We start from the raw sequence: 18,812 nt of genomic DNA on the forward strand, positions 1-18,812 counted from the left end.
ATGGCTGGGCGACGCGCGACCGGCGATGCGGCCGGGCCGGCGCATCGGCGCGTGCCCCCCGAGCAGCGGCAGTTCAACCTCATCCTCGCCCTCATGGCGACCGAGCACGGCCTGACGAAGCAGGACATCCTCTCGACCGTGGCCGGCTACGCCGAGCGCTTCGACGATGAGGCCGACCGGGCGAGCCTCGAGCGGCAGTTCGAGCGCGACAAGGAGGACGTTCGCGAGCTCGGCGTCCCGCTCGAGACCGTCGACCAGCTGGGCGCCGAGGGCGACACGAGGCTGCAGCGCTATCGCATCCCCAAATCGCTCTACCAGCTGCCGGACGACATCGAGTTCTCGGCCGAAGAGGTCGCCCTGCTCGGCCTCGCCGCTCAGGTCTGGCGCGAGAGCTCGCTCTCCGAGCAGTCGCGCCGCGCGCTCACGAAGCTCAAGTCGTTCGGCCACGCAGTCGAGCAGAGCGTCATCGGCTTCGCTCCGTCGATCCGCGCGCGCGAGTCGGCGCACGACCCGCTCGCGGAGGCGATCGACCGCCGCCGCCGCGTCTCCTTCCCGTACCTCAAGCCCGGCGCCGCCGAGCCCGAGCTGCGTAGCGTCTCGCCGCTCGCGCTCGTCAACCACGAGGGCCGCTGGCATCTGCACGCCCATGACGAAGGGGTGGATGCTCCGCGCACGTTCCTGCTGCGCCGCATCGTCGGCGCCGTCCGCATCGACGATGTCGAGGCACGCGCCCCTCGCCCGGACGAGGCCGCGCGAGTGCAGCGCGAGCTTCAGGACGTCTTCGAGCGGACAACAGCGACCGTCGCGGCCAGGCCGGGCAGCGAGGCGGATGTCGTGCTCCGCAATCGTGCGGGCACCGTCGTCGAGGGCGAGACCCTCATCGTCCGCACGACCGACCTCGCGGTACTCGCCGAGGAGCTCGCCGCCTTCGGCGCCGACATCCGCGTCGTCGGCCCCGACCCGGTGCGCGAGGCCATGCTCGATCGCTGGCGCCAAGTGGTGAACACTCATGGCTGAGCGGCGGCCGCCCCAACGCGCGGGCGACAAGCTCGCGCTCCTGCTCGGCCTCGTGCCGTACCTCATCGACGAGGTGCGGGTGAGCGTCACCGACGCCGCCGCCCAGTTCGACGTCACTCCCGATCAGATGCGCGCCCTGGTCGGCTACCTCACCGGGACGGGCGACCCGGGGCCCGACGGACTGTATCTGCCGCAGGGTCTGTTCGACATCGACTGGGACGACTTCGAGGAGCGCGACATCATCCGCTTCCGCAGCGCGCCCCTCGATCAGAGGCCCCGCCTGTCCTCCCGGGAGGCGGCGGCCCTGCTCGCCGGGCTCCAGGCCGTGTCGGCGATGCCCGGCTTCAGCGAGCGCGCCGACGTCGAGCGCCTCATGACCAAGCTCGCCAGGGGCGCGAGTGGCGAAGTCGCCCCTGTCTCGGTGCAGTCGCGGTCCTCCGACGCCCTCCGCGAGACCGTCGCGGCGGCCGTCACTGCGGGAGACCGCCTGCGCATCGACTACGTCACGACGCGCGGGGACCGCGAGGAGCGCGACGTCGACCCGATCCGTCTCGAATCGGTCGACGACGTCTGGTACCTGCGGGGCTGGTGCCTGACGCGCGACGCCGAGCGCACCTTTCGGCTCGACCGGATGGCGAGCGCCGAGGCGATCGGCCCGGCCGAGTCGCACGCGCCGAGCACGACCGACGCGGGGGAGCTGTTCCGAAGCGACGCCGATGACCTGCTCGTCACGGTCGAGCTCCCCGCGAGCGCGCTCCCGCTCCTGTCCGACTACCTCGGAGCCGACGACTCCGTCGAGTACGCGGGCAATCGCGCGATCGCGCGCATCCCGCTCGCCCACGAGGGCGTGATCGGCCGACTGGCGGCGCGCATCGCCGGGGTCGGTGCGATCACGGCGCCGCCGGAGGCGCGCCGCGCGGCGGCCGCGTGGGCGCGCGCCGCTCTCGGCGAACCGGTCGATGAGGCGGACACGAGATCGTCTTAGCGAGAGCTCGGCGCTCGCACGGCACCGACGGGTAGACTCGGGACTCTTCATCCGCACCCGTAAGGACGATCACCATGTTGGGTAACCTGACCGGCTGGCACGCGCTGATTCTGCTCGTCGTCATCCTGCTCCTGTTCGGGGCGCCGAAGCTTCCCGCGCTCGCGCGCAGCCTCGGGCAGTCGATGAAGATCTTCCGCAGCGAGGTGAAGAATCCCGACGCTCCCGCCGAACCGGCGCCGTCGGCCGCGCCGACCGCGGAGGGGACCGACACCGCGCCCAAGTCCTGAGCCGTGGCGGTCCGTTCCGCCCGCCCTCGCGACGCCGAGGGCCGTATGTCGCTCGGTGAGCATCTCGTCGAGCTCAGGAAGCGCCTGACGATCACGACGGTCGCGATCCTCGTGGCCGCCGTGGGCGGATGGTTCCTGGCCGACCCTGTCTGGGCGGCCCTCAGCCAGCCGCTGCGCGTGGTGGCCGAGGCGCAGGGGCGCGAGGCGACGATCAACTACACCGCGGTGACGGAGGCGTTCGACACCAAGCTCGTCATCGCTCTCGTGCTCGGCGTGGTGATCGCGTCCCCGGTCTGGCTCTACCAGTTGTGGGCCTTCATCGTCCCGGCACTCCATCGCCGTGAGAAACAGTACGCGGTGGGCTTCCTCGCCGCGGCGCTTCCGCTCTTCCTCGGCGGCTGCGCGGCGGGCTGGTTCGTACTGCCGCACATCGTCGAGCTTCTCACCGGCTTCGCCGCGGAGGGCACGGCGACGCTCCTGACCGCGAAGGTGTACCTCGACTTCTCGCTCAAGCTCATCCTGGCCATCGGCATCGGGTTCGTGCTCCCGGTCGTGCTCGTGATGCTCAACTTCGCGCGGGTGATGACCGGCGCGAGCATCCTGAAGGGGTGGAGGTGGGCGATCCTGGCGATCACCGTCTTCACCGCCCTCGCCACACCCGCCGCCGACATCATGTCGATGTTCATCCTGGCGCTTCCCATGATCGGGCTGTACTACCTGGCGGCGGCCATCGCCGTCATCAACGACAAGCGCTACGCCAGGAAAGAGGCCGCGCTCGCCGCCGAGTACGGCATCGACGCGGCCCCGGCATGAGCCCCGCGCCCTCCACGCCGCCGTCGGGCCGCGACGCCCCCGAGCCCAGCCCCGCCGAGCGCTTCGCCGCCGCGCGGGCTCTGCGCGACCATCCGCGCCTGAAGGCGTTCCGCGACCAGCTCGCCTTCGACCTCGACCCCTTCCAGCAGGCCGCGTGCGCCGTCCTGGAGGAGGGGCGCAGCGTGCTCGTCGCGGCCCCGACCGGCGCGGGCAAGACGATCGTCGCCGAGTTCGCGGTCTTCCTCGCGATGTTCGATCCGCGCGCGAAGATCTTCTACACCGCGCCGATGAAGGCGCTCAGCAACCAGAAGTACAACGAGCTCGTCGCTCAGTACGGCGCGAGCGAGGTCGGCCTGCTCACGGGCGACACGAACATCAACGCGACCGCGCGCATAGTCGTCATGACGACGGAGGTGCTGCGAAACATGCTCTACGCCGACTCGGCGCTCCTGACCGATCTGCGGTACGTCGTCATGGACGAGGTGCACTACCTCGCCGACCGATTCCGCGGGGCGGTGTGGGAGGAGGTCATCATCCACCTGCCTCTGCCGGTGCGGCTCATCTCGCTCAGCGCGACCGTGTCGAACGCCGAGGAGTTCGGCGACTGGCTGCAGGCGGTGCGCGGCGACACCGACGTCATCGTCTCCGAGACCCGGCCCGTGCCGCTCGAGCAGCACGTGCTCGTGCGCTCCAAGCTCGTCGACCTGTTCGACTCGAGCGGGCAGGCGGCGACGAATCGCGTGAACCCCGAGCTCGTGCAGCTCGCGAAGGCCGGAGGGCACGCGCCTCACCGCGGTCGGCAGCACCACCCCCGTCGCTGGGAGAAGCGCCCGGGCGGCGACGGGAAGGCCGATCGCGCCGAGATCGCCGCGATCCTCGCTCAGCGGAACTTGCTTCCCGCGATCTTCTTCATCTTCTCCCGCGCGGGCTGCGACGGCGCCGTGCGCCAGCTGCTGCGGGCCGGCCTCAAGCTCACCGAGTCGTGGGAGCGCGAGGAGATCCGTCAGATCGTCGAGGAGCGCTGCCGCACCCTGCGTGACGACGACCTCGCCGTGCTCGGCTACTGGGAGTGGCTCGACGGCCTGCAGCGCGGCGTCGCCGCCCATCACGCAGGCCTCCTGCCCGCCTTCAAGGAGGTCGTCGAGGAACTCTTCCAGAAGAAGCTGCTCAAGGTCGTCTTCGCGACCGAGACCCTCGCTCTGGGCATCAACATGCCAGCCCGCACGGTCGTCCTCGAGAAGCTCGAGAAGTTCAACGGCGAGGCGCGCGTGCCCATCTCGCCGGGGGAGTACACCCAGCTCACCGGGCGCGCCGGGCGCCGCGGCATCGACACCGAGGGCCACTCGGTCATCCAGTGGACGGGCGGTCTCGACCCGCAGGCCGTCGCCTCGCTCGCCTCCCGTCGCACCTATCCGCTCAACTCGAGCTTCCGCCCGACGTACAACATGGCCGTCAACCTCATCGAGCAGTTCGGCCGCCAGCGCACGCGCGAGATCCTCGAGAGCTCCTTCGCGCAGTTCCAGGCCGATCGGGCCGTCGTCGACCTCGCCCGCACCGTCCGGAAGCAACAGGAGTCGCTCGCCGGATACGCGCAGAGCATGCAGTGCCATCTCGGCGACTTCGGTGAGTACGCGGCCCTGCGCCGTGAGCTCAGCGACCTCGAGCGCGAGCGCGCCCGGACGGGCGAGCAGGGCGGCAGGGGCGAGCGCGATCGCCGCCAGCGGCAGATCGAGGGCGTGCGCTCCCGCATGCGCAAGCACCCGTGCCATGGTTGCGCCGACCGCGAGGCGCACGCCCGCTGGGCCGAGCGCTGGTGGCGTCTGAAGCGCGACAGCGACAAGGTGAGCCGGCAGATCCGCGGACGCACCGGCGCCGTCGCGCAGGTGTTCGACCGCGTCACCGAGGTGCTCGGCGAGCTCGGCTACCTCGTCAAGGACGAGCACGGCCGGCTCGGCCTCAGCGCCGACGGGCGCGCGCTCCGCCGCATCTACGGCGAGCGCGACCTCCTCGTCGCCGAGAGCCTGCGTCGGGGCCTGTGGGACGACCTCGACGCTCCCGCCCTCGCCGCGATGGCGTGCGCGATCGTCTTCGAGGCCCGTCGGGACGACGGCCAGGCACCCGAGTACGCCCTCCCGCGCGGCACCTTCCGCGTCGCTCTCGAGCGAACGCAGCTGCTCTGGGCCGAGCTCGACGATCTCGAGCACGACCACAGGCTGCCCGGCTCGAACCCGCTCGCCACCACGCTCGCGCTGCCCATGCACAAGTGGGCGACCGGCGCGCAGCTCGAGGTCGTCCTGCGCGATGCTGACCTCGCCGCCGGCGACTTCGTGCGCTGGTGCAAGCAGACGATCGACCTGCTCGATCAGATCTCCCTCGTCGCCGACGGCCAGGTCGGGAGCACCGCGCGCGCGGCCCTCGACAGAGTGCGGCGCGGCATCGTCGCCTACAGCTCGGTGGCGTGAGCATCCGCCCCTCGACGCTCTCTAGGATCGAATCGTGATGGATGCTACCGACGGCCCGCGCGCCGCCGCATCGTCCCTCACCGCTCCGCCGCTCGCGCAGGCCGCGCCCGCTCCTGGCACCCCGCGCCTCGGCGTCGCCGTGCTCGCCGCCGCCCTCGGCGGCTGGACGATGGATCTCGGCTTCCCCGATCTCGGCTGGTGGCCGTTCACGATCCTCGGCACGGCTCTGGTGCTCTGGAGCCTCCGCGGTCGCTCCGTCGGCGGCTCGCTCCTCGTCGGCGCCGTCGCGGGCTTCGTCTACTACGGCGTGCTCATCGAGTGGCTCACCGTCTACCTCGGCGTCGTGCCGTGGCTCGCCCTCACGCTCGCTCAGGTGTTCTTCGTCGCGCTCGGCGCGATCCCGATCGCGCTCGCCTGGCGATGGATGCCCGTGGCATTCCCCGGCGTCGCCGGCCGTCTGCTGCTCCTCCCGATCGTCCTCGCCGGGCTGTGGACGGCGCGTGAGGGCATCTCGAACGTGTGGCCGTGGGGCGGCTTCGCGTGGGGCAGGCTCGCGATCTCCCACTCCGAGGGCCCGCTCGCGCACTGGGTCACCTGGATCGGGATGTCCGGGCTCAGCTTCCTCCTCGCCCTTCTCGCGGCGGTGCTCGCCGCCGTCGCGATCGAGCGGAGCACGACCGTCGTGTCGCGCGCCGTCCTCGTGAGCGGGCTAGCGGCGACCCTGCTCGTCTGGCCCGCCTTCCCGACGATGACGAGCGGCAGCGTGCGGGTCGGCGCGGTGCAGGGCAACTCCGAGACCGGGCTGTTCGCGCAGTACGAGCCGGGCGACATCCTTCAGGACCACCTCGACGCGACCCTGCCGCTCTACGAGCTCGACGAGCCGCTGGACGTCGTCGTCTGGCCGGAGAACGGCTCGGACCTCGACCCGCTGCGCTCCGATTACGCGGCCGCGGCGCTGGACTCGGTCTCGGCACGGCTCGACGCCCCCGTCGTCGTCGGCACGATCACCGCCGTCGGCGACGAGACCTTCAATTCGATGCTGCTGTGGCAGGGGGGCGAGGGCGCGGTCGACCAGTACGACAAGATCCATCCCGTGCCGTTCGCCGAGTACCTGCCCGAGCGTGAGTTCTTCTATCCGCTCGCCCCCGATCTGTTCGACCTCGTGCCGCGCGACTACTCGATCGGCAAGCGCGACACCGTGCTCGAGCTCGACGGAGTCATCGCGGGCGTCGCTATCTGCTACGACATCGTCGACGACGATCTGCTCGCTCGCATGATCGACGAGCGGGCGAACGTGCTCTTCGCGCCGACCAACAACGCCGACTTCGGTCCCACCGATCAGAGCGTGCAGCAGCTCGCGATCGCTCGCCTGCGTGCGATCGAGTCCGGACGCAGCGTCGTGCAGGCCTCGACGGTCGGCGCGAGCGCGATCATCGCGCCCGACGGCTCGACGATCGACGACCTGCCGCTCTTCACGCCAGGAGTCATGGTGCAGGAGGTGCCGCTGAGCGATGTGATCACGCCGGCGCACGCCCTGGGTCGCACGCTCGAGTGGTTCGTCTGCCTGCTGGCCGCCGCGGCGCTTCTGCTCGCCGGGATCGGGGCCCGGAGCGATCGGCGAGCTCTCCGCTCGGACGGACGACCGGGAGCCGCCGCGTGAGCGCCGAGCATCCTCCGGTCGAGCGCATCCAGGGCGGAGCCAGTCGCTCGGGGGCGGGCACCCTGATCGTGCTTCCCACCTACAACGAGGCCGAGAGCATCCGCGGGGTGCTCGCGCGCATCCGCGCCGCGGTGCCGGATGCCGACGTCCTCATCGTCGACGACGCTTCGCCAGATGGCACCGGCCGTATCGCGGACGAGCTCGCGGCGGACGACCCCGGCGTGCGCGTGGTCCACCGTCCGGGGAAGGCCGGCCTCGGGTCCGCCTACCTCGCCGGCTTCGCGCTCGCCGCGCGCGAGGGCTACCGCGTCGTCGTCGAGATCGACGCAGATGGCTCGCACGACCCCGCGGAGCTCCCGACCATGATCGCCCTCGCCGACGCCGACGCGGTCGACCTCGTGATCGGCTCGCGGTGGGTGCCGGGCGGCTCGGTCGTCAACTGGCCGTGGGCGCGGAGGGCGATCTCGCGCGGCGGCAACCGCTACGCGCGGGGGATGCTGCGCTCGCGCATCCAGGACCTCACGGCCGGATTCCGCGTCTACCGCACCGCCGCGCTCTCTGGTCTCGACGACTCCGTGGTGTCGTCGCACGGCTACTGCTTCCAGGTCGAGCTCGCGTGGCGCATCGAGCGTCGGGGCGGGCGCGTCGTCGAGCACCCCATCGCCTTCGTCGAGCGCGCGACCGGTCGCTCGAAGATGCACGCCGGGATCGTGGGCGAGGCGCTGTGGCGCGTGACCGCCTGGGGCGTCGCCCTCCGCCTCGGTCGAGGCCCGCTGCCGGGCGCCTGAGCCCGCCCCTGCAACCGTCAGCGCGGGGCGGGGAGGTCAGGCCATGCGGGCGGTCGTCGTCATCACGAGCTGCAGCCCGCCCTCGATCTCGGTGCGCTCGAGCGCGACCTCGAGACCCGCGAACGCCGAGAGGTCGTCCACGTGGGTTCCTCCGCAGGGGATGCGCACCTCGCCGTCGGGTAGCGCGCAGACCCAGGTGCGCCGTGCGGTGATCGCGTCGTCGTCGCGCTCGACGCGCACGGCGCCGCCCGCCTCGACCCATCCGGCGAGCAGAGCGTTCGCACGCGCCGCGACCGCGTCCGGGTCGTCGAGCGATGCCGGCACGAAGCCCTTCCGACGCAGCGACTTGCCGATGCGGTACGTGTCGGCCGAGCCGTGCTCGTGGATGCGCGAGGTCACGATCGCGAGCTGGTCGAAGGCGGGATGCCCGAGCGCATCGGTCGGCGTCTCCTTCGACCAGGCGTCCGAGAGCGCGCCGTCGAGCGCGAGCGAGGCGAGATGGCAGGCCGTGTGCCCCGCGCTCAGAGCGGATCGCAGCTCGGCATCGACGACGACCTCGACGGTATCGCCCTCGGCGGGCGTCTCTCCATCGACGATGTGCCCAACGACGAAGGTCCAGCCGTCCGTGCCGGTTCGCACGGGCAGCTCACGTCCCAGGTGCAGTCGGCCGTCGCTGACGCCGCCCATGACGGCGTCGACGATCTGCGCGTCACCGGCTGCACCGCGCATGAGTCCGCGGTCGGCGGGCTGATCGGGCCACGCCGTGTCGGCGGGGTGGCACGCGGTCGAGTCGAGGATGACGGCCGCGAGACCCTCCTCGAGCTGTTCGACGTGCAGCACGACACCGGTCGATGCGGTCACGCCGTCGGGGTAGCTGACGAGGGTGTCGCGGTGGGGGAGCGCCATGACGATCGAGCCTAGGGGCTCGCTTCCGGCGGAGGGATCGGGGAGACGGAGCGGCTACGCGCCCAGGCGCTCGTCCGTGCCGCGCCGCTCGCGCAGGAGCTGGAGGCGCTCCTCGAGGAGCTCCTCGAGCTCGGCGATCGAGCGGCGCTCGAGCAGCATGTCCCAGTGCGTGCGCGCGGCCTTCACGTCGGCCTGGACGATGTCAACGGGGGTGCCGTCGGGGGCGAGGAGGATGCCCTCGCGGCCGGATTTGGGCGACTCCCACGTGTCGGGGAGCTCGGCGTCCGAGGAGAAGACGACCTCGAACAGCTCGCCATCGGTGGTGCGGTACTGAGCGCGCTGGCGGGAGGCGAACTCCACGCCCTCCTCGCTCTGCATGCTCTGCGAACCGAGGCGCATGCCGCGCAGAGTCCGATCGGCCATCGTGCTCTCCTGTCTCGTCGCGTACCCGAATCCATGTAAAGGTATAGACCCGTCGGGGGTGCGCGGTCGAGCCGGGCGCCGCCTTTCCCAGACCATTGCCAGTGTCACGGGCGGCCGCGAGGTCGATCGGGGGAGCGGGGTCAGCGGTCGGGGTCGCGCTCTCTGACGAGCGTCATCGCGAGGTCGGCGCGGTCGGTCACGATGCCGTCCACCCCGCGATCCAGCAGGGCCGCCATGACCGCCGGGTCGTTGATCGTCCACACGTGGACCTCCACCCCCGCGGCGTGGAAGGCGCGCAGCAGCGGGGAAGCGGTGGTCTCGAGCCCGGCGGCGCGGAGCGGGATCTGCACCGCGTGGATGCCGTCGAGTGCGCGACGCACGAGGGGGACGACGCCGAGCCGGGCGGCGAGAAGGGCGGCGGCGAGGCGCGGGCCCGAGGCGCTCGTCGCGACGTCGGGCAGGAGCTTCAGGGCGGCCGCCCGTCGCCGCTCGCTGAACGAGGTGAGGAGGACGCGATCTTGGGCGCGCGTCTGCCGGACGGCGTCGACCGCGGGCGCCACGGTATCCATGCTCTTCAGGTCGATGTTGAACCGAGCATCGGGGAACGCCTCGAGAGCCTCGGCGAGCGTCGCGAAGCCCTGCCCCTCACCGAGATCGATGCCCTGGAGCTGCGCGGCCGTGAGCTCGGAGACCCGACCCGCGAGCCCCGCGACCCGGTCGAGGTCGGGGTCGTGCGAGACGATCGCGACGCCATCGCGCGAAGCGTGGACGTCCGTCTCGACGTGGTCGACGCCGAGCGCGAGAGCGTGGGCGAACGCCAGGAGGGTGTTCTCGGGCGCCTCGACCGCGAGCCCCCGGTGCGCGAGCACTCGGGGGCGCGCGGACGAGAAGTACGCCTCAGCCGACTCCGACCGCACCTACGAGGTCGCCCCCGGGGGAACGGGATCCACACGCGGGCCGTCCGCCCGCGCTGCGCCGCCGCCCATTCCGAAGCCGTTCGAGACGCCCTTGAGCGCCTCGGTGAGCTCGCTCGGGATGATCCACATCTTGTTCGAGGCGCCCTCGGCGAGCCTCGGGAGGGTCTGCAGGTACTGGTACGCGAGGAGCTTCGGGTCGGGGTCGCCCACGTGGATCGCCGCGAAGACCGTCTTGATCGCCTCGGCCTCGGCCTCGGCACGGAGGATCTGCGCCTTGGCGTCGCCCTCGGCCTTGAGGATGGCCGACTGCCGAGCGCCCTCCGCCTCGAGGATCTGCGACTGCTTCGTCCCCTCCGCGGTGAGGATGACGGCGCGGCGGTCGCGCTCGGCGCGCATCTGCTTCTCCATCGAGTCCTGGATGCTCAGGGGCGGGTCGATGGCCTTGAGCTCGACGCGGTTGACGCGCAGGCCCCACTTGCCGGTCGCCTCGTCGAGGACCACGCGCAGCTGACCGTTGATGTTGTCGCGGCTGGTCAGCGCCTCCTCGAGGTTGAGGCCGCCGACTACGTTGCGCAGGGTCGTGACCGTGAGCTGCTCGACGCCGGCGAGGTAATTGGCGATCTCATAGGTCGCCGCGCGCGCGTCCGTCACCTGGAAGTAGATGACCGTGTCGATGGAGACGACGAGGTTGTCCTCGGTGATGACGGGCTGCGGTGGGAAGGAGACGACCTGCTCGCGCATGTCGACGAGAGGCCGGAGCCGGTCGATGAAGGGGATGAGCAGATTGAGGCCCGGCTGGAGCGTCTTGTGATAGCGGCCCAGGCGCTCCACGACACCCGCGTACGCCTGCGGCACGATGCGGATCGACCGCAGCAGCACGACGACGACGAAGATGCCGAGGACGACCAGGAGGGCGACCACGAAGAGCTGCCCGACGAACTCGGAGGGACTGATCACGCGGTGGTGCTCCTTTCCTCGGGCGCGACCTCGGCGGTCGCCCCGTCGATCCGGGTGACGACCACGCGGTCGCCCTCGGTGAGGGTGATGGTCTCGTGCGCGGCGTCGAGCCGGGAGGTCCAGGTCTCGCCGTTGCTGAGGCGGACGTAGCCCATGCCGTCGCGGAAGTCGGTCGTGACGCGTCCGCGCATCCCGCGCAGGGCATCCACGTTGGTGAGCGCCCCGCGCTCATCGCCGCCCCGCCGGAGGGTCTTCAACAGCAGCGGTCTGATCGTGAACAGCAGCAGCGCCGAGATGATCGCGGCGAGACCGATCTGCAGCCACCACTCGCCGCCGGCGAGGTTCGTGCCGAGACCGCCGATGAGGCTGCCGGCGGCGATCATGAGGAAGGTGAACTCGAGCGTCAGCAGCTCGATGATCACGCAGACGAGCGCGAAGACGATCCAGATGATCCAGAGGTACTGAACGATGTCGGGCAACGGCGCCTCTCCCACGGTCGATTGTTCCTCACGCTATCACCGCCCTTCGACGCTCCTCCGGCCCGCCACGGCGCGGGAAGACCGGTAGTGTCGAGACTCGTGAACAGCCCTCTCGCCGCCGGCTCGCTCGCCGGCATGACCGCTCTCGTCACCGGATCCTCGCGCGGCATCGGAGCAGACACCGTGCGCCACTTCGCCGCGGCGGGCGCGAACATCGTCATCAACTACCGCTCCAAGGCGCCGCGCGCCGAGAAGCTGCTCGCCGAGCTCCAGGCCGGCGGCACGGAGGGGCTGGCGGTCGGCGCCGACCTCACCGACCCGGCCTCGGTCGAGTCCATGATGCAGCAGGTGCAGGATCGCTTCGGTCGCATCGACATCCTCGTGCTCAACGCCTCCGGCGGCATGGAGGCCGGCATGGGCGAGGACTACGCCCTGCGCCTCAACCGCGACGCCCAGATCAACGTGCTCACCAAGGCGCTGCCGCTGCTTCACGAGGGCTCTCGCGTCGTGTTCGTGACGAGCCACCAGGCGCACTTCATCCGCACCGTGCCGACGATGCCCGAGTACGGGCCCGTCGCACTGTCCAAGCGTGCAGGTGAGGATGCTCTTCGCGAATTCATCCCGCAGCTCGAGGCCGCCGGAATCGGCTTCACGGTCGTCTCGGGCGACATGATCGAGGGCACCGTCACTGCGACACTCCTCGACCGCGCCAACCCCGGCGCGATCGAGGCCCGCAAGGAGGCCGTCGGCCGGCTCTACAACGTGAGCGAGTTCGCCGCCGAGGTCGCCCAGGCCGCCGTCGACCCGGTTCCCGCGGACAACACCCGGCTCGTCGGCGACGTCGCCTACTTCACCGAGTACGCGTCGACCGCGGGGGAGTAGTACGTGGCCCCGATGCCGGGCCTGCGCCGGACATCCCGCATTCTGCTCGTCGACCCGTCGGGAGCCGCGCTCCTGTTCTTCACCGCCTCACCCGACTCGACGCGCTTCGCCCGCTGGATCACGCCGGGCGGGGGAGTGGATCCGGGAGAGTCGCACGCCGAGGCCGCGATCCGCGAGCTGTTCGAGGAGACCGGTCTCGTTGTCGAGAGCGTCGGCGACCCCGTCTGGACCCTCGACTTCGAGGTGGCGTGGGATGCCGCGGATCACGACCGCGGTCACGCCGAGTACTATCTCGTGCGCTGCGAGAACTTCGAACCGGTGTCGACGAACTGGACCGATGACGAGCACGTCGACGTGACCGCCCACGGATGGTTCACCGCGGACGACCTGCTCGCCACCGGCCAGCCCTTCGAGCCCTACGACCTGCCCCGGCTGCTGCGCTCGATCTCCTCGTCCTGAGCGACGCGGCGCGACCGGCCCCACACCGGCTCCGCCGCGGCCAGCTCCTCCTCGGTCGCGAGACGGAACGGGGGCGCGTTATCGATGACGATCTCGTGCCGGCTCTGGCCGCGGGTGGCCCGCAGGCTCGCGATGATCGAGACCGCGATGATGACCGCGACGACAGCGAGCGACACGCTCGTCGGGATCTTGTACACGTCGAGCAGCAGCATCTTCACGCCGACCCAGATGAGCACGAAGGCGAGTCCGAGCTTCAGGTAGATGAAGCGGTGCATCATGTCGGCGAGCAGGAAGTACATCGCACGCAGCCCCAGGATCGCGAAGGCATTGGCGGTGAAGACGATGAACGGCTCGCTCGTGACGCCGAAGATCGCCGGGATCGAGTCGACCGCGAAGATGATGTCCGTCACCTCCACGAGCACGAGCACGGCCAGCAGGGGAGTGGCGACGATGACGCCCGCCTTGCGGATGAGGAACTTCTGCCCGTGATAGGCGTCCGTCATCGGCACGACTCGACGGAACAGGCGGAGGATCTTCGAGTTGGCGACATCCATGTGCACGTTGCGCGTGCGTATCATCATCCATCCCGTGTAGAGCAGGAACGCCGCGAATACGTAGAGGATCCAGGAGTAGTTGTTGATGAGGACGGCGCCCAGTGCGATGAAGATGCCGCGGAACACGAGCGCGCCGAGCACGCCGAGGAAGAGGACGCGGTGCTGGTACTCGCGCGGCACGTGGAAGAAGGCGAAGATGATCGCCCACACGAAGACGTTGTCGACGGCGAGTGACTTCTCGATGAGGTAGCCGGCGTAGTACTGCTGGCCGAACTCGGCGCCGTACTCCCACCAGATGTATCCGCCGAAGGCGACGCCGAGCGAGACCCAGACGACGGACCAGGCGGCGGCCTCGCGCACGCCGATGATGTGGGCCTTGCGATGAGCGACGAGGTCGATCGTGAGCATGACGAGGATGACGCCGAGTACGGCGAACCACAGCCAGAGGGGAACGTCCATGACGGAACTCCTGAATAGTCGGTGAGGCGATTCAGGAGGTCTTTCCCGGCCGGAACGGTCAGATTCGGCCCGTGGCGCCGGATCCGTGCGGACGGAACGTAGTGACGACGCGACGCGGGTCGGGGATACTCCCCTCCACCGATCAGTAGATCACATGTAGCTATACGTCGTGCACCCGGCCGGAGCGCTCTCGGCGAATTCTCGCGCTCGATCCGGCTCTCGCCGCTCGTCTGGAAGTGAAGTTCTGCTCGCCTTTTCGGGGGAGCTGCGCTAGTCTCGGCCTATGCCCGGTGGTGAACTCGTGAATCCGGTCCTGCCGGCCTTCTTCGACGCCCTGTTCGCGCTCGTTCCGCTGCTCGTCGTCCTGCCGCTCGCGCTGCTGTTCGTCGGCGCGCTCGTGTCGATCAACCGACGCAGGGCTGCCATGACCGGCCTGGAGGAACTCGGCTGGTACGCCTTCGTCGCGTTCGCGCAGCTCATCGGTCCGCTCGTCTGGTTCCTGCTCGCGCGCGAGCGCTACGACGCCGTCAGCGCGCCGAGCGTGCCGGCGGCGTCCTCGGCGTTGCACGAGAGTAGTATCCGATAATCAGTATTATGTCACATTGCAGAACGGCCCGAAGAGGCCTCACCCCGCGATCGTGACGTGGATGACGCCGCTCTCGGCGATCTCGGTCGTCACCGTGCGGCCCTCTTCCAGCCGAGGCAGGTCGTCCCCGAGCCGACAACCGCGACCGAGCACGATCGGCGCCTCGAAGTAGGCGGCGGCGTAGCGATCGTCGACGCCCGTCGGTCCCTCGTCTGATGCATCGTGCAGGACGCGCTCGCGGAAGGTCCGCGTGGCGGCGTAGGCGACGACGAGCCTCCCCCAGTCCTCACCCATCGGGTGTTCCGGGCTCGGGTCCGCGGGCATCGCGACGCCGTCGAGAGAGACGTTGAGGTCGAGGCGGACGACCATAAGAGCTCCCCCTCAGCCCTCGAAGGGCCAGAGCGCACGGACCTCGACGCACCCGAAGCGCGCCATCGGGTGCCGCGAGGCTATCTCGACGGCGGCATCGCGGTCCTCCGCCTCGATGACGTCGAAGCCGGCGACGGTCGCCTCGCTTCTCGTGAACGGGCCCGCGTCGACGTGTCGCTCCCCTGACCGGACGCGCACCGTCCGTGCGTCGGCGGCGGGCCGGAGTCGATCACCGATCACGTACGCGCCCGCGTCCTGGAGCGAGCCGACCCACTCCTCGATGTTGTCGCCCGCCGGGTCGTACGCCTCGGCGGTCGGGTCGTCGCAGATCAGCAGAAGGAACCGCATGGATGCTCCTCGGTCGTGTGAGGCAGGGTCGGTGCTCGGTCAGCGGGCGAGGCCGAGAAGCGGCCGCAGCTCCACGCGTCGATTGCATGCTCGCGACCCCCGCGTCGCGAGCTCGAGAGCCGTTTCCCTATCGGATGCCTCGATGAGCCAGAAGCCGGCCACGTAGTCCTCGGTGTCGTGCAGGGGGCCGGGTCGGACGATGGGCTCCTCGCCGCGAGCGTCGACGACGACCGCGTCCTCCGGCGAGGAGATGCCGCCGGCGACGACCCAGTGGCCGTCGGCCTTCAGCTCATCGTTGAAGGCGTCGATCGCCTCCGTCTCGTCCGCGCTCGCGGAGCCGCTCGTGTCGTCGATGACCGAGATCATGAAGTGCACGTCAGACTCCTTCGTCGTCGCTCTCCTCGGGCACCCAGCGAAGCAGATCCCCCGGCTGGCACTCGAGGACCGCGCACAGGGCGTCCCGGGTGCTGAAGCGCACGGCCTTCGCGCGCCCGTTCTTGAGCACCGCGAGATCCGCGGGCGTGATCCCGACGCGCTCGGCGAGCACGCCGACGGGCATCTTCCGGCGAGCGAGCATGACGTCGACGTCGACGTCGACGTCGACGATGATCGGCATCAGATGACCTCGTCGAGCTCCGAGCGCAACTCGCGCGCTTCGCGATCCCGCGCGCCGCTCGGACGAGCAGCGCCCTCATGACGACCACAACGAGCGTCGCTGAGCCCCGGTTCGCTCCACTCCCCCGTCGGCGTCATCCACGTGTGCTTCTAGGCTCGAGGCGTGCCCGCCGACCCGACTGCTCCGCGCCGCTGCCCCTGCGCCTCGGGTCTCCCTTATGACGAGTGCTGCGGACCAATCCATCGGAGCGAGCGCGCCGCGCCGACCGCCGAGCAGCTCATGCGGTCACGGTTCTCCGCATTCGCGGTCGGCGACGCCTCCTACCTGCTCGCCACGTGGCATCCGTCGACCCGGCCGGCGGAGCTCGAGCTCGACGAATCGACCCGCTGGTACCGGCTCGACGTCCTGCGCACCGAGCGCGGCGGGCCGCTCGACCGCGACGGCGTCGTATCCTTCGACGCCCACTACCGCTCCCCTGACGGCGCGGGCGTGCAGCACGAGATCAGCGCCTTTCTCCGGGAGGGCGGGCGCTGGTTCTACGTCGCCGAGAACTGACCCCCAACCGGGGGTCGCGCGGCTCCGAAGAGAAGAAGCCAGCACCATCCGCTCCCCCGCTCTCGGAGGATTCAATGAAGAAGGTCCTCTCCACCGCGTTCGCGACGGCCCTCGTCGCGACCGGGCTCGTCCTCGGAGGCGCGAGCGCCGCATCCGCCGCCCACTGCATCGATTCGACCGGCACGTCGCCCGGCTTCTCCTGGTTCGGCGACCACGCCCGAGCCTCGACCGACGCCGAAGGCAGCAAGGCCGGCCCGCACATGGTCGCCTCGGGCGCCTCGAACTGCCTCGAGACGACAGGCAACCCGTCCGAGCGGTCCTCGAACCGCTAGCGCCACCGACTGCTCGCGCGGCCTCGACGACCGGCGCGAGCTGAGCGACGCCCCGACCGTCCGGTGGCCGGGGCGTCGTCGCGTCCGGGCGCGACCAGGGCCGCGCGTCGGAGCGCAGCGGTCAGCGGGCACCGGCTCCGACCGAGGCGTCGACGCGGATGCCCGCGGCAGACGACCGCGCCCCGTGCGACGTCGAGAGCGCGCGATCGAGGTCGAGCCAGAGGTCCTCGACGTTCTCGAGCCCGATCGACAGGCGGAGGATGCCCGCGCCAGGCCGGGCCTCCGGCGCGACGGGACGGTGGGTGAGCGAGGCCGGGTGCTGCACGAGCGAGTCGACGCCGCCGAGCGAGACGGCGTGGGTGAACAGCCCGAGGCCCGCGATGGTCGACTCCGCCGCGGCGAGGCCGCCGGCGAGCTCGATCGCGAGCATCGCGCCGGGGCCGCGCATCTGGCGGCCGATGAGGCCGCTCGGGTCGCTGTCGCCGAGCCCCGGATAGTGCACGCGGCCGACGGCACCGTGGTCGGCGAGCCGGTCGGCGAGGATTCGAGCCGACTCCTGCTGCGCGCGCACGCGCAGCGCGAGGGTCGGCAGCCCGCGGTGCAGGAGGTACGCGCCGAGCGGGTGCAGCAGCCCGCCCGTGATCGCGCGCACGGGGCGGATCGCCGTGGCCCACTCCTCCGAGCACGCGACGACGCCGCCGATGACGTCGCCGTGCCCGCCGAGGTACTTCGTCGCGCTGTGGAGCACGAGCGCGGCGCCCTGCTCGGAGGGGTTCTGGAGCACGGGGGTCGCGAAGGTGTTGTCGACGAGCACGGGAGAGTCGCCCGCGGCCGCGACGACCGCGGCGATGTCGACGAGCTCGAGAGTGGGGTTCGCGGGAGTCTCGACGACGACGAGGCAAGTGTCGGGGCGCAGCGCGGCGGCGACCCCGTCGGCGGTCGTGAAGGTCGTCTCCACGCTCAGCATCCCCGAGGCGAGGAGGTGATCGGTGCCGCCGTAGAGGGGACGCACGGCCACGACGTGCCGACCCCGCCCGCGGTTGGCGGCGGCCATGACGGCAGCGGTGAACGCCGCCATCCCCGAGGCGAACGCGACCGAGGCCTCCGTGCGCTCGAGCTGCGCGAGCGCCTTCTCGAAGCGCGCGACCGTGGGGTTCCACAGTCTGGCGTAGACGTTGCCGCCCTCGGTCGGGTGATGCCCGGTCGCCATCGACTCGTATGACCCGCCGCCGAGCTCGACACCGGGTAACGGATTCGTGGTCGACAGGTCGATCGGCAGGGCGTGGACGCCCAGCGCGGCGAGGTCCTCCCGCCCGGAGTGCACGGCAAGGGTCTCGAATGCGACGGCGTCGTCCATGGACCCAGCGTTCACGCTTCTGCGGGCAAAGGCAAGATCGCCAGAATCTTCCGCGGGATCTCCGAATCTGATCGAATCTCCTCCATTATGGGGGCATGGATGCTCACTCTGCGTCGAAGATCCCGCGAGCCACCCGCCTCGACGCCGTCGACCTCGCCATGCTCACCGAGCTCGACGCCAACGGGCGGCTCACCAACGCCGCGCTCGCCGAGCGCGTCGGAGTCGCCGAGTCGACGTGCAGCCAGCGCCTGCGCGCCCTGCGCGAGTCGGGGGTCATCCGTCGGTTCCGCGCCGAGATCGACCCGACGTCCCTCGGACTCGGCCTCGAGGCAGTCATCACCGTCCGGCTCGCGAGCCACAGCCGCGACCAGGTGCAGGCGTTCCAGTCTCGGCTGCGCGACATCCCGAACGTCGTCCGCATCTTCCACGTCGCCGGAGCCGACGACTACCTCCTGCACGTCGCCGTCGAGTCGGCCGCGGCGCTGCGCGACCTCGTGCTCGAGCACTTGCAGGTGCACCCGGGCGTGCGTCACACCGAGACGCAGCTGGTGTTCGAGGTCATCGACGGAGCGGGGCTCCTCCCCCGCGCCTGAGGTCTGCG

General features: G+C 70.7%; 24 protein-coding genes. 13 read left to right on the plus strand and 11 right to left on the minus strand.

The window, feature by feature from the left end:
• The 7 genes from FHX53_RS03880 to FHX53_RS03910 all read left to right on the plus strand — a co-directional run bounded on the left by FHX53_RS03880 (position 1) and on the right by FHX53_RS03910 (position 8,012).
• Positions 1-1,017 (plus strand): helix-turn-helix transcriptional regulator, encoded by a 1,017-nt coding sequence (locus FHX53_RS03880; protein ID WP_182489995.1) that lies wholly within the window; start codon positions 1-3, stop codon positions 1,015-1,017.
• Entirely contained in the window at positions 1,010-2,002 is a 993-nt protein-coding gene (locus tag FHX53_RS03885) for a helix-turn-helix transcriptional regulator (RefSeq protein WP_182489996.1), read from the plus strand. Before FHX53_RS03880 ends, FHX53_RS03885 begins: the two co-directional genes overlap by 8 nt.
• A 74-nt stretch (positions 2,003-2,076) precedes the next feature.
• Positions 2,077-2,289: a twin-arginine translocase TatA/TatE family subunit gene (tatA, locus tag FHX53_RS03890; RefSeq protein ID WP_182489997.1), complete on the plus strand. Its 213-nt coding sequence runs from the start codon at positions 2,077-2,079 to the stop codon at positions 2,287-2,289.
• 3 nt (positions 2,290-2,292) lie between these two features.
• A complete protein-coding gene (gene tatC, locus FHX53_RS03895; RefSeq protein ID WP_343050791.1) occupies positions 2,293-3,102 on the plus strand; it encodes a twin-arginine translocase subunit TatC in 810 nt (269 codons plus the stop codon).
• The gene (locus tag FHX53_RS03900) at positions 3,099-5,564 is read left to right on the plus strand and encodes a DEAD/DEAH box helicase (protein WP_182489998.1); all 2,466 of its coding nucleotides are present in this window, start codon (positions 3,099-3,101) and stop codon (positions 5,562-5,564) included. The genes tatC and FHX53_RS03900 overlap by 4 nt, the downstream gene beginning before the upstream one ends.
• 37 nt (positions 5,565-5,601) lie before the next feature.
• Positions 5,602-7,224 (plus strand): apolipoprotein N-acyltransferase, encoded by a 1,623-nt coding sequence (lnt, locus tag FHX53_RS03905; protein ID WP_182490139.1) that lies wholly within the window; start codon positions 5,602-5,604, stop codon positions 7,222-7,224.
• Positions 7,221-8,012: a polyprenol monophosphomannose synthase gene (locus FHX53_RS03910; protein ID WP_343050792.1), complete on the plus strand. Its 792-nt coding sequence runs from the start codon at positions 7,221-7,223 to the stop codon at positions 8,010-8,012. Before lnt ends, FHX53_RS03910 begins: the two co-directional genes overlap by 4 nt.
• Positions 8,013-8,048: 36 nt before the next feature.
• Here FHX53_RS03910 and FHX53_RS03915 read toward each other — a convergent pair whose 3' ends face one another.
• From FHX53_RS03915 to FHX53_RS03935, 5 genes are all read right to left on the minus strand, one after another.
• A complete protein-coding gene (locus tag FHX53_RS03915; RefSeq protein ID WP_182489999.1) occupies positions 8,049-8,918 on the minus strand; it encodes an alanyl-tRNA editing protein in 870 nt (289 codons plus the stop codon).
• Between the two features lie 54 nt (positions 8,919-8,972).
• Complete coding sequence (locus FHX53_RS03920) at positions 8,973-9,341, minus strand: RNA polymerase-binding protein RbpA (protein WP_182490000.1); 369 nt, start codon at positions 9,339-9,341, stop codon at positions 8,973-8,975.
• A 140-nt stretch (positions 9,342-9,481) separates the two neighbouring features.
• Entirely contained in the window at positions 9,482-10,258 is a 777-nt protein-coding gene (locus FHX53_RS13995) for a glycerophosphodiester phosphodiesterase family protein (RefSeq protein WP_182490001.1), read from the minus strand.
• Positions 10,259-11,215 (minus strand): SPFH domain-containing protein, encoded by a 957-nt coding sequence (locus FHX53_RS03930; RefSeq protein WP_182490002.1) that lies wholly within the window; start codon positions 11,213-11,215, stop codon positions 10,259-10,261.
• Complete coding sequence (locus FHX53_RS03935) at positions 11,212-11,694, minus strand: NfeD family protein (RefSeq protein ID WP_182490003.1); 483 nt, start codon at positions 11,692-11,694, stop codon at positions 11,212-11,214. The genes FHX53_RS03930 and FHX53_RS03935 overlap by 4 nt, the downstream gene beginning before the upstream one ends.
• A 135-nt stretch (positions 11,695-11,829) precedes the next feature.
• Here FHX53_RS03935 and FHX53_RS03940 point away from each other — a divergent pair, with 135 nt between their 5' ends.
• Both FHX53_RS03940 and FHX53_RS03945 read left to right on the plus strand, forming a co-directional pair.
• Positions 11,830-12,576 (plus strand): SDR family oxidoreductase, encoded by a 747-nt coding sequence (locus FHX53_RS03940; protein ID WP_220476190.1) that lies wholly within the window; start codon positions 11,830-11,832, stop codon positions 12,574-12,576.
• A 12-nt stretch (positions 12,577-12,588) separates the two neighbouring features.
• Complete coding sequence (locus tag FHX53_RS03945; RefSeq protein ID WP_182490141.1) at positions 12,589-13,035, plus strand: NUDIX hydrolase; 447 nt, start codon at positions 12,589-12,591, stop codon at positions 13,033-13,035.
• Here FHX53_RS03945 and FHX53_RS03950 read toward each other — a convergent pair.
• The gene (locus tag FHX53_RS03950; protein ID WP_182490005.1) at positions 12,993-14,048 is read right to left on the minus strand and encodes a TerC family protein; all 1,056 of its coding nucleotides are present in this window, start codon (positions 14,046-14,048) and stop codon (positions 12,993-12,995) included. The genes FHX53_RS03945 and FHX53_RS03950 overlap by 43 nt on opposite strands.
• Positions 14,049-14,331: 283 nt before the next feature.
• On the opposite strand from FHX53_RS03950, the gene FHX53_RS03955 reads away from it, so the two are divergent.
• Positions 14,332-14,634: a hypothetical protein gene (locus FHX53_RS03955; protein ID WP_182490006.1), complete on the plus strand. Its 303-nt coding sequence runs from the start codon at positions 14,332-14,334 to the stop codon at positions 14,632-14,634.
• A gap of 39 nt (positions 14,635-14,673) precedes the next feature.
• Here the strand turns inward: FHX53_RS03955 and FHX53_RS03960 are convergent, their stop codons facing one another.
• From FHX53_RS03960 to FHX53_RS03975, 4 genes are read right to left on the minus strand one after another with little or no spacing between them, the layout of a single operon-like run.
• Positions 14,674-15,003, minus strand: coding sequence for a hypothetical protein (locus FHX53_RS03960; protein WP_182490007.1), 330 nt, complete (start codon positions 15,001-15,003; stop codon positions 14,674-14,676).
• 12 nt (positions 15,004-15,015) lie between these two features.
• On the minus strand, positions 15,016-15,351 hold the full coding sequence (locus FHX53_RS03965) for a YciI family protein (RefSeq protein ID WP_182490008.1): 336 nt from the start codon (positions 15,349-15,351) through the stop codon (positions 15,016-15,018).
• 39 nt (positions 15,352-15,390) lie between these two features.
• Complete coding sequence (locus FHX53_RS03970; RefSeq protein ID WP_182490142.1) at positions 15,391-15,717, minus strand: YciI family protein; 327 nt, start codon at positions 15,715-15,717, stop codon at positions 15,391-15,393.
• Positions 15,718-15,727: 10 nt separating this feature from the next.
• On the minus strand, positions 15,728-15,967 hold the full coding sequence (locus FHX53_RS03975; RefSeq protein WP_182490009.1) for a helix-turn-helix domain-containing protein: 240 nt from the start codon (positions 15,965-15,967) through the stop codon (positions 15,728-15,730).
• A gap of 162 nt (positions 15,968-16,129) precedes the next feature.
• Between FHX53_RS03975 and FHX53_RS03980 the strand changes: the two genes are divergently transcribed.
• On the plus strand, positions 16,130-16,522 hold the full coding sequence (locus tag FHX53_RS03980; protein ID WP_182490010.1) for a YchJ family metal-binding protein: 393 nt from the start codon (positions 16,130-16,132) through the stop codon (positions 16,520-16,522).
• Between the two features lie 74 nt (positions 16,523-16,596).
• Positions 16,597-16,854, plus strand: coding sequence for a hypothetical protein (locus tag FHX53_RS03985; protein ID WP_182490011.1), 258 nt, complete (start codon positions 16,597-16,599; stop codon positions 16,852-16,854).
• A gap of 121 nt (positions 16,855-16,975) precedes the next feature.
• Here the strand turns inward: FHX53_RS03985 and FHX53_RS03990 are convergent, their stop codons facing one another.
• Positions 16,976-18,211, minus strand: coding sequence for a trans-sulfuration enzyme family protein (locus FHX53_RS03990; RefSeq protein ID WP_182490012.1), 1,236 nt, complete (start codon positions 18,209-18,211; stop codon positions 16,976-16,978).
• Between the two features lie 95 nt (positions 18,212-18,306).
• Between FHX53_RS03990 and FHX53_RS03995 the strand changes: the two genes are divergently transcribed.
• Positions 18,307-18,804, plus strand: a complete 498-nt coding sequence (locus tag FHX53_RS03995; RefSeq protein WP_182490013.1) for an Lrp/AsnC family transcriptional regulator — start codon at positions 18,307-18,309, stop codon at positions 18,802-18,804.
• The last annotated feature ends 8 nt before the right edge of the window (positions 18,805-18,812 follow it).

Source organism: Microcella alkalica (assembly GCF_014137945.1).
Taxonomy (GTDB): Bacteria; Actinomycetota; Actinomycetes; order Actinomycetales; family Microbacteriaceae; genus Microcella; species Microcella alkalica.

Excerpts from the sequence above, each read along its gene's own strand:
- FHX53_RS03880 (WP_182489995.1), top strand. The coding sequence starts at position 1 with ATGGCTGGGCGACGCGCGACCGGCGATGCGGCCGGGCCGGCGCATCGG.
- FHX53_RS03885 (WP_182489996.1), top strand. The coding sequence starts at position 1,010 with ATGGCTGAGCGGCGGCCGCCCCAACGCGCGGGCGACAAGCTCGCGCTC.
- tatA (WP_182489997.1), top strand. The coding sequence starts at position 2,077 with ATGTTGGGTAACCTGACCGGCTGGCACGCGCTGATTCTGCTCGTCGTC.
- FHX53_RS03900 (WP_182489998.1), top strand. The coding sequence starts at position 3,099 with ATGAGCCCCGCGCCCTCCACGCCGCCGTCGGGCCGCGACGCCCCCGAG.
- lnt (WP_182490139.1), top strand. The coding sequence starts at position 5,602 with ATGGATGCTACCGACGGCCCGCGCGCCGCCGCATCGTCCCTCACCGCT.
- FHX53_RS03915 (WP_182489999.1), bottom strand. The coding sequence starts at position 8,918 with ATGGCGCTCCCCCACCGCGACACCCTCGTCAGCTACCCCGACGGCGTG.
- FHX53_RS03920 (WP_182490000.1), bottom strand. The coding sequence starts at position 9,341 with ATGGCCGATCGGACTCTGCGCGGCATGCGCCTCGGTTCGCAGAGCATG.
- FHX53_RS03940 (WP_220476190.1), top strand. The coding sequence starts at position 11,830 with ATGACCGCTCTCGTCACCGGATCCTCGCGCGGCATCGGAGCAGACACC.
- FHX53_RS03945 (WP_182490141.1), top strand. The coding sequence starts at position 12,589 with ATGCCGGGCCTGCGCCGGACATCCCGCATTCTGCTCGTCGACCCGTCG.
- FHX53_RS03950 (WP_182490005.1), bottom strand. The coding sequence starts at position 14,048 with ATGGACGTTCCCCTCTGGCTGTGGTTCGCCGTACTCGGCGTCATCCTC.
- FHX53_RS03955 (WP_182490006.1), top strand. The coding sequence starts at position 14,332 with ATGCCCGGTGGTGAACTCGTGAATCCGGTCCTGCCGGCCTTCTTCGAC.
- FHX53_RS03960 (WP_182490007.1), bottom strand. The coding sequence starts at position 15,003 with ATGGTCGTCCGCCTCGACCTCAACGTCTCTCTCGACGGCGTCGCGATG.
- FHX53_RS03965 (WP_182490008.1), bottom strand. The coding sequence starts at position 15,351 with ATGCGGTTCCTTCTGCTGATCTGCGACGACCCGACCGCCGAGGCGTAC.
- FHX53_RS03970 (WP_182490142.1), bottom strand. The coding sequence starts at position 15,717 with ATGATCTCGGTCATCGACGACACGAGCGGCTCCGCGAGCGCGGACGAG.
- FHX53_RS03975 (WP_182490009.1), bottom strand. The coding sequence starts at position 15,967 with ATGCCGATCATCGTCGACGTCGACGTCGACGTCGACGTCATGCTCGCT.
- FHX53_RS03985 (WP_182490011.1), top strand. The coding sequence starts at position 16,597 with ATGAAGAAGGTCCTCTCCACCGCGTTCGCGACGGCCCTCGTCGCGACC.
- FHX53_RS03990 (WP_182490012.1), bottom strand. The coding sequence starts at position 18,211 with ATGGACGACGCCGTCGCATTCGAGACCCTTGCCGTGCACTCCGGGCGG.
- FHX53_RS03995 (WP_182490013.1), top strand. The coding sequence starts at position 18,307 with ATGGATGCTCACTCTGCGTCGAAGATCCCGCGAGCCACCCGCCTCGAC.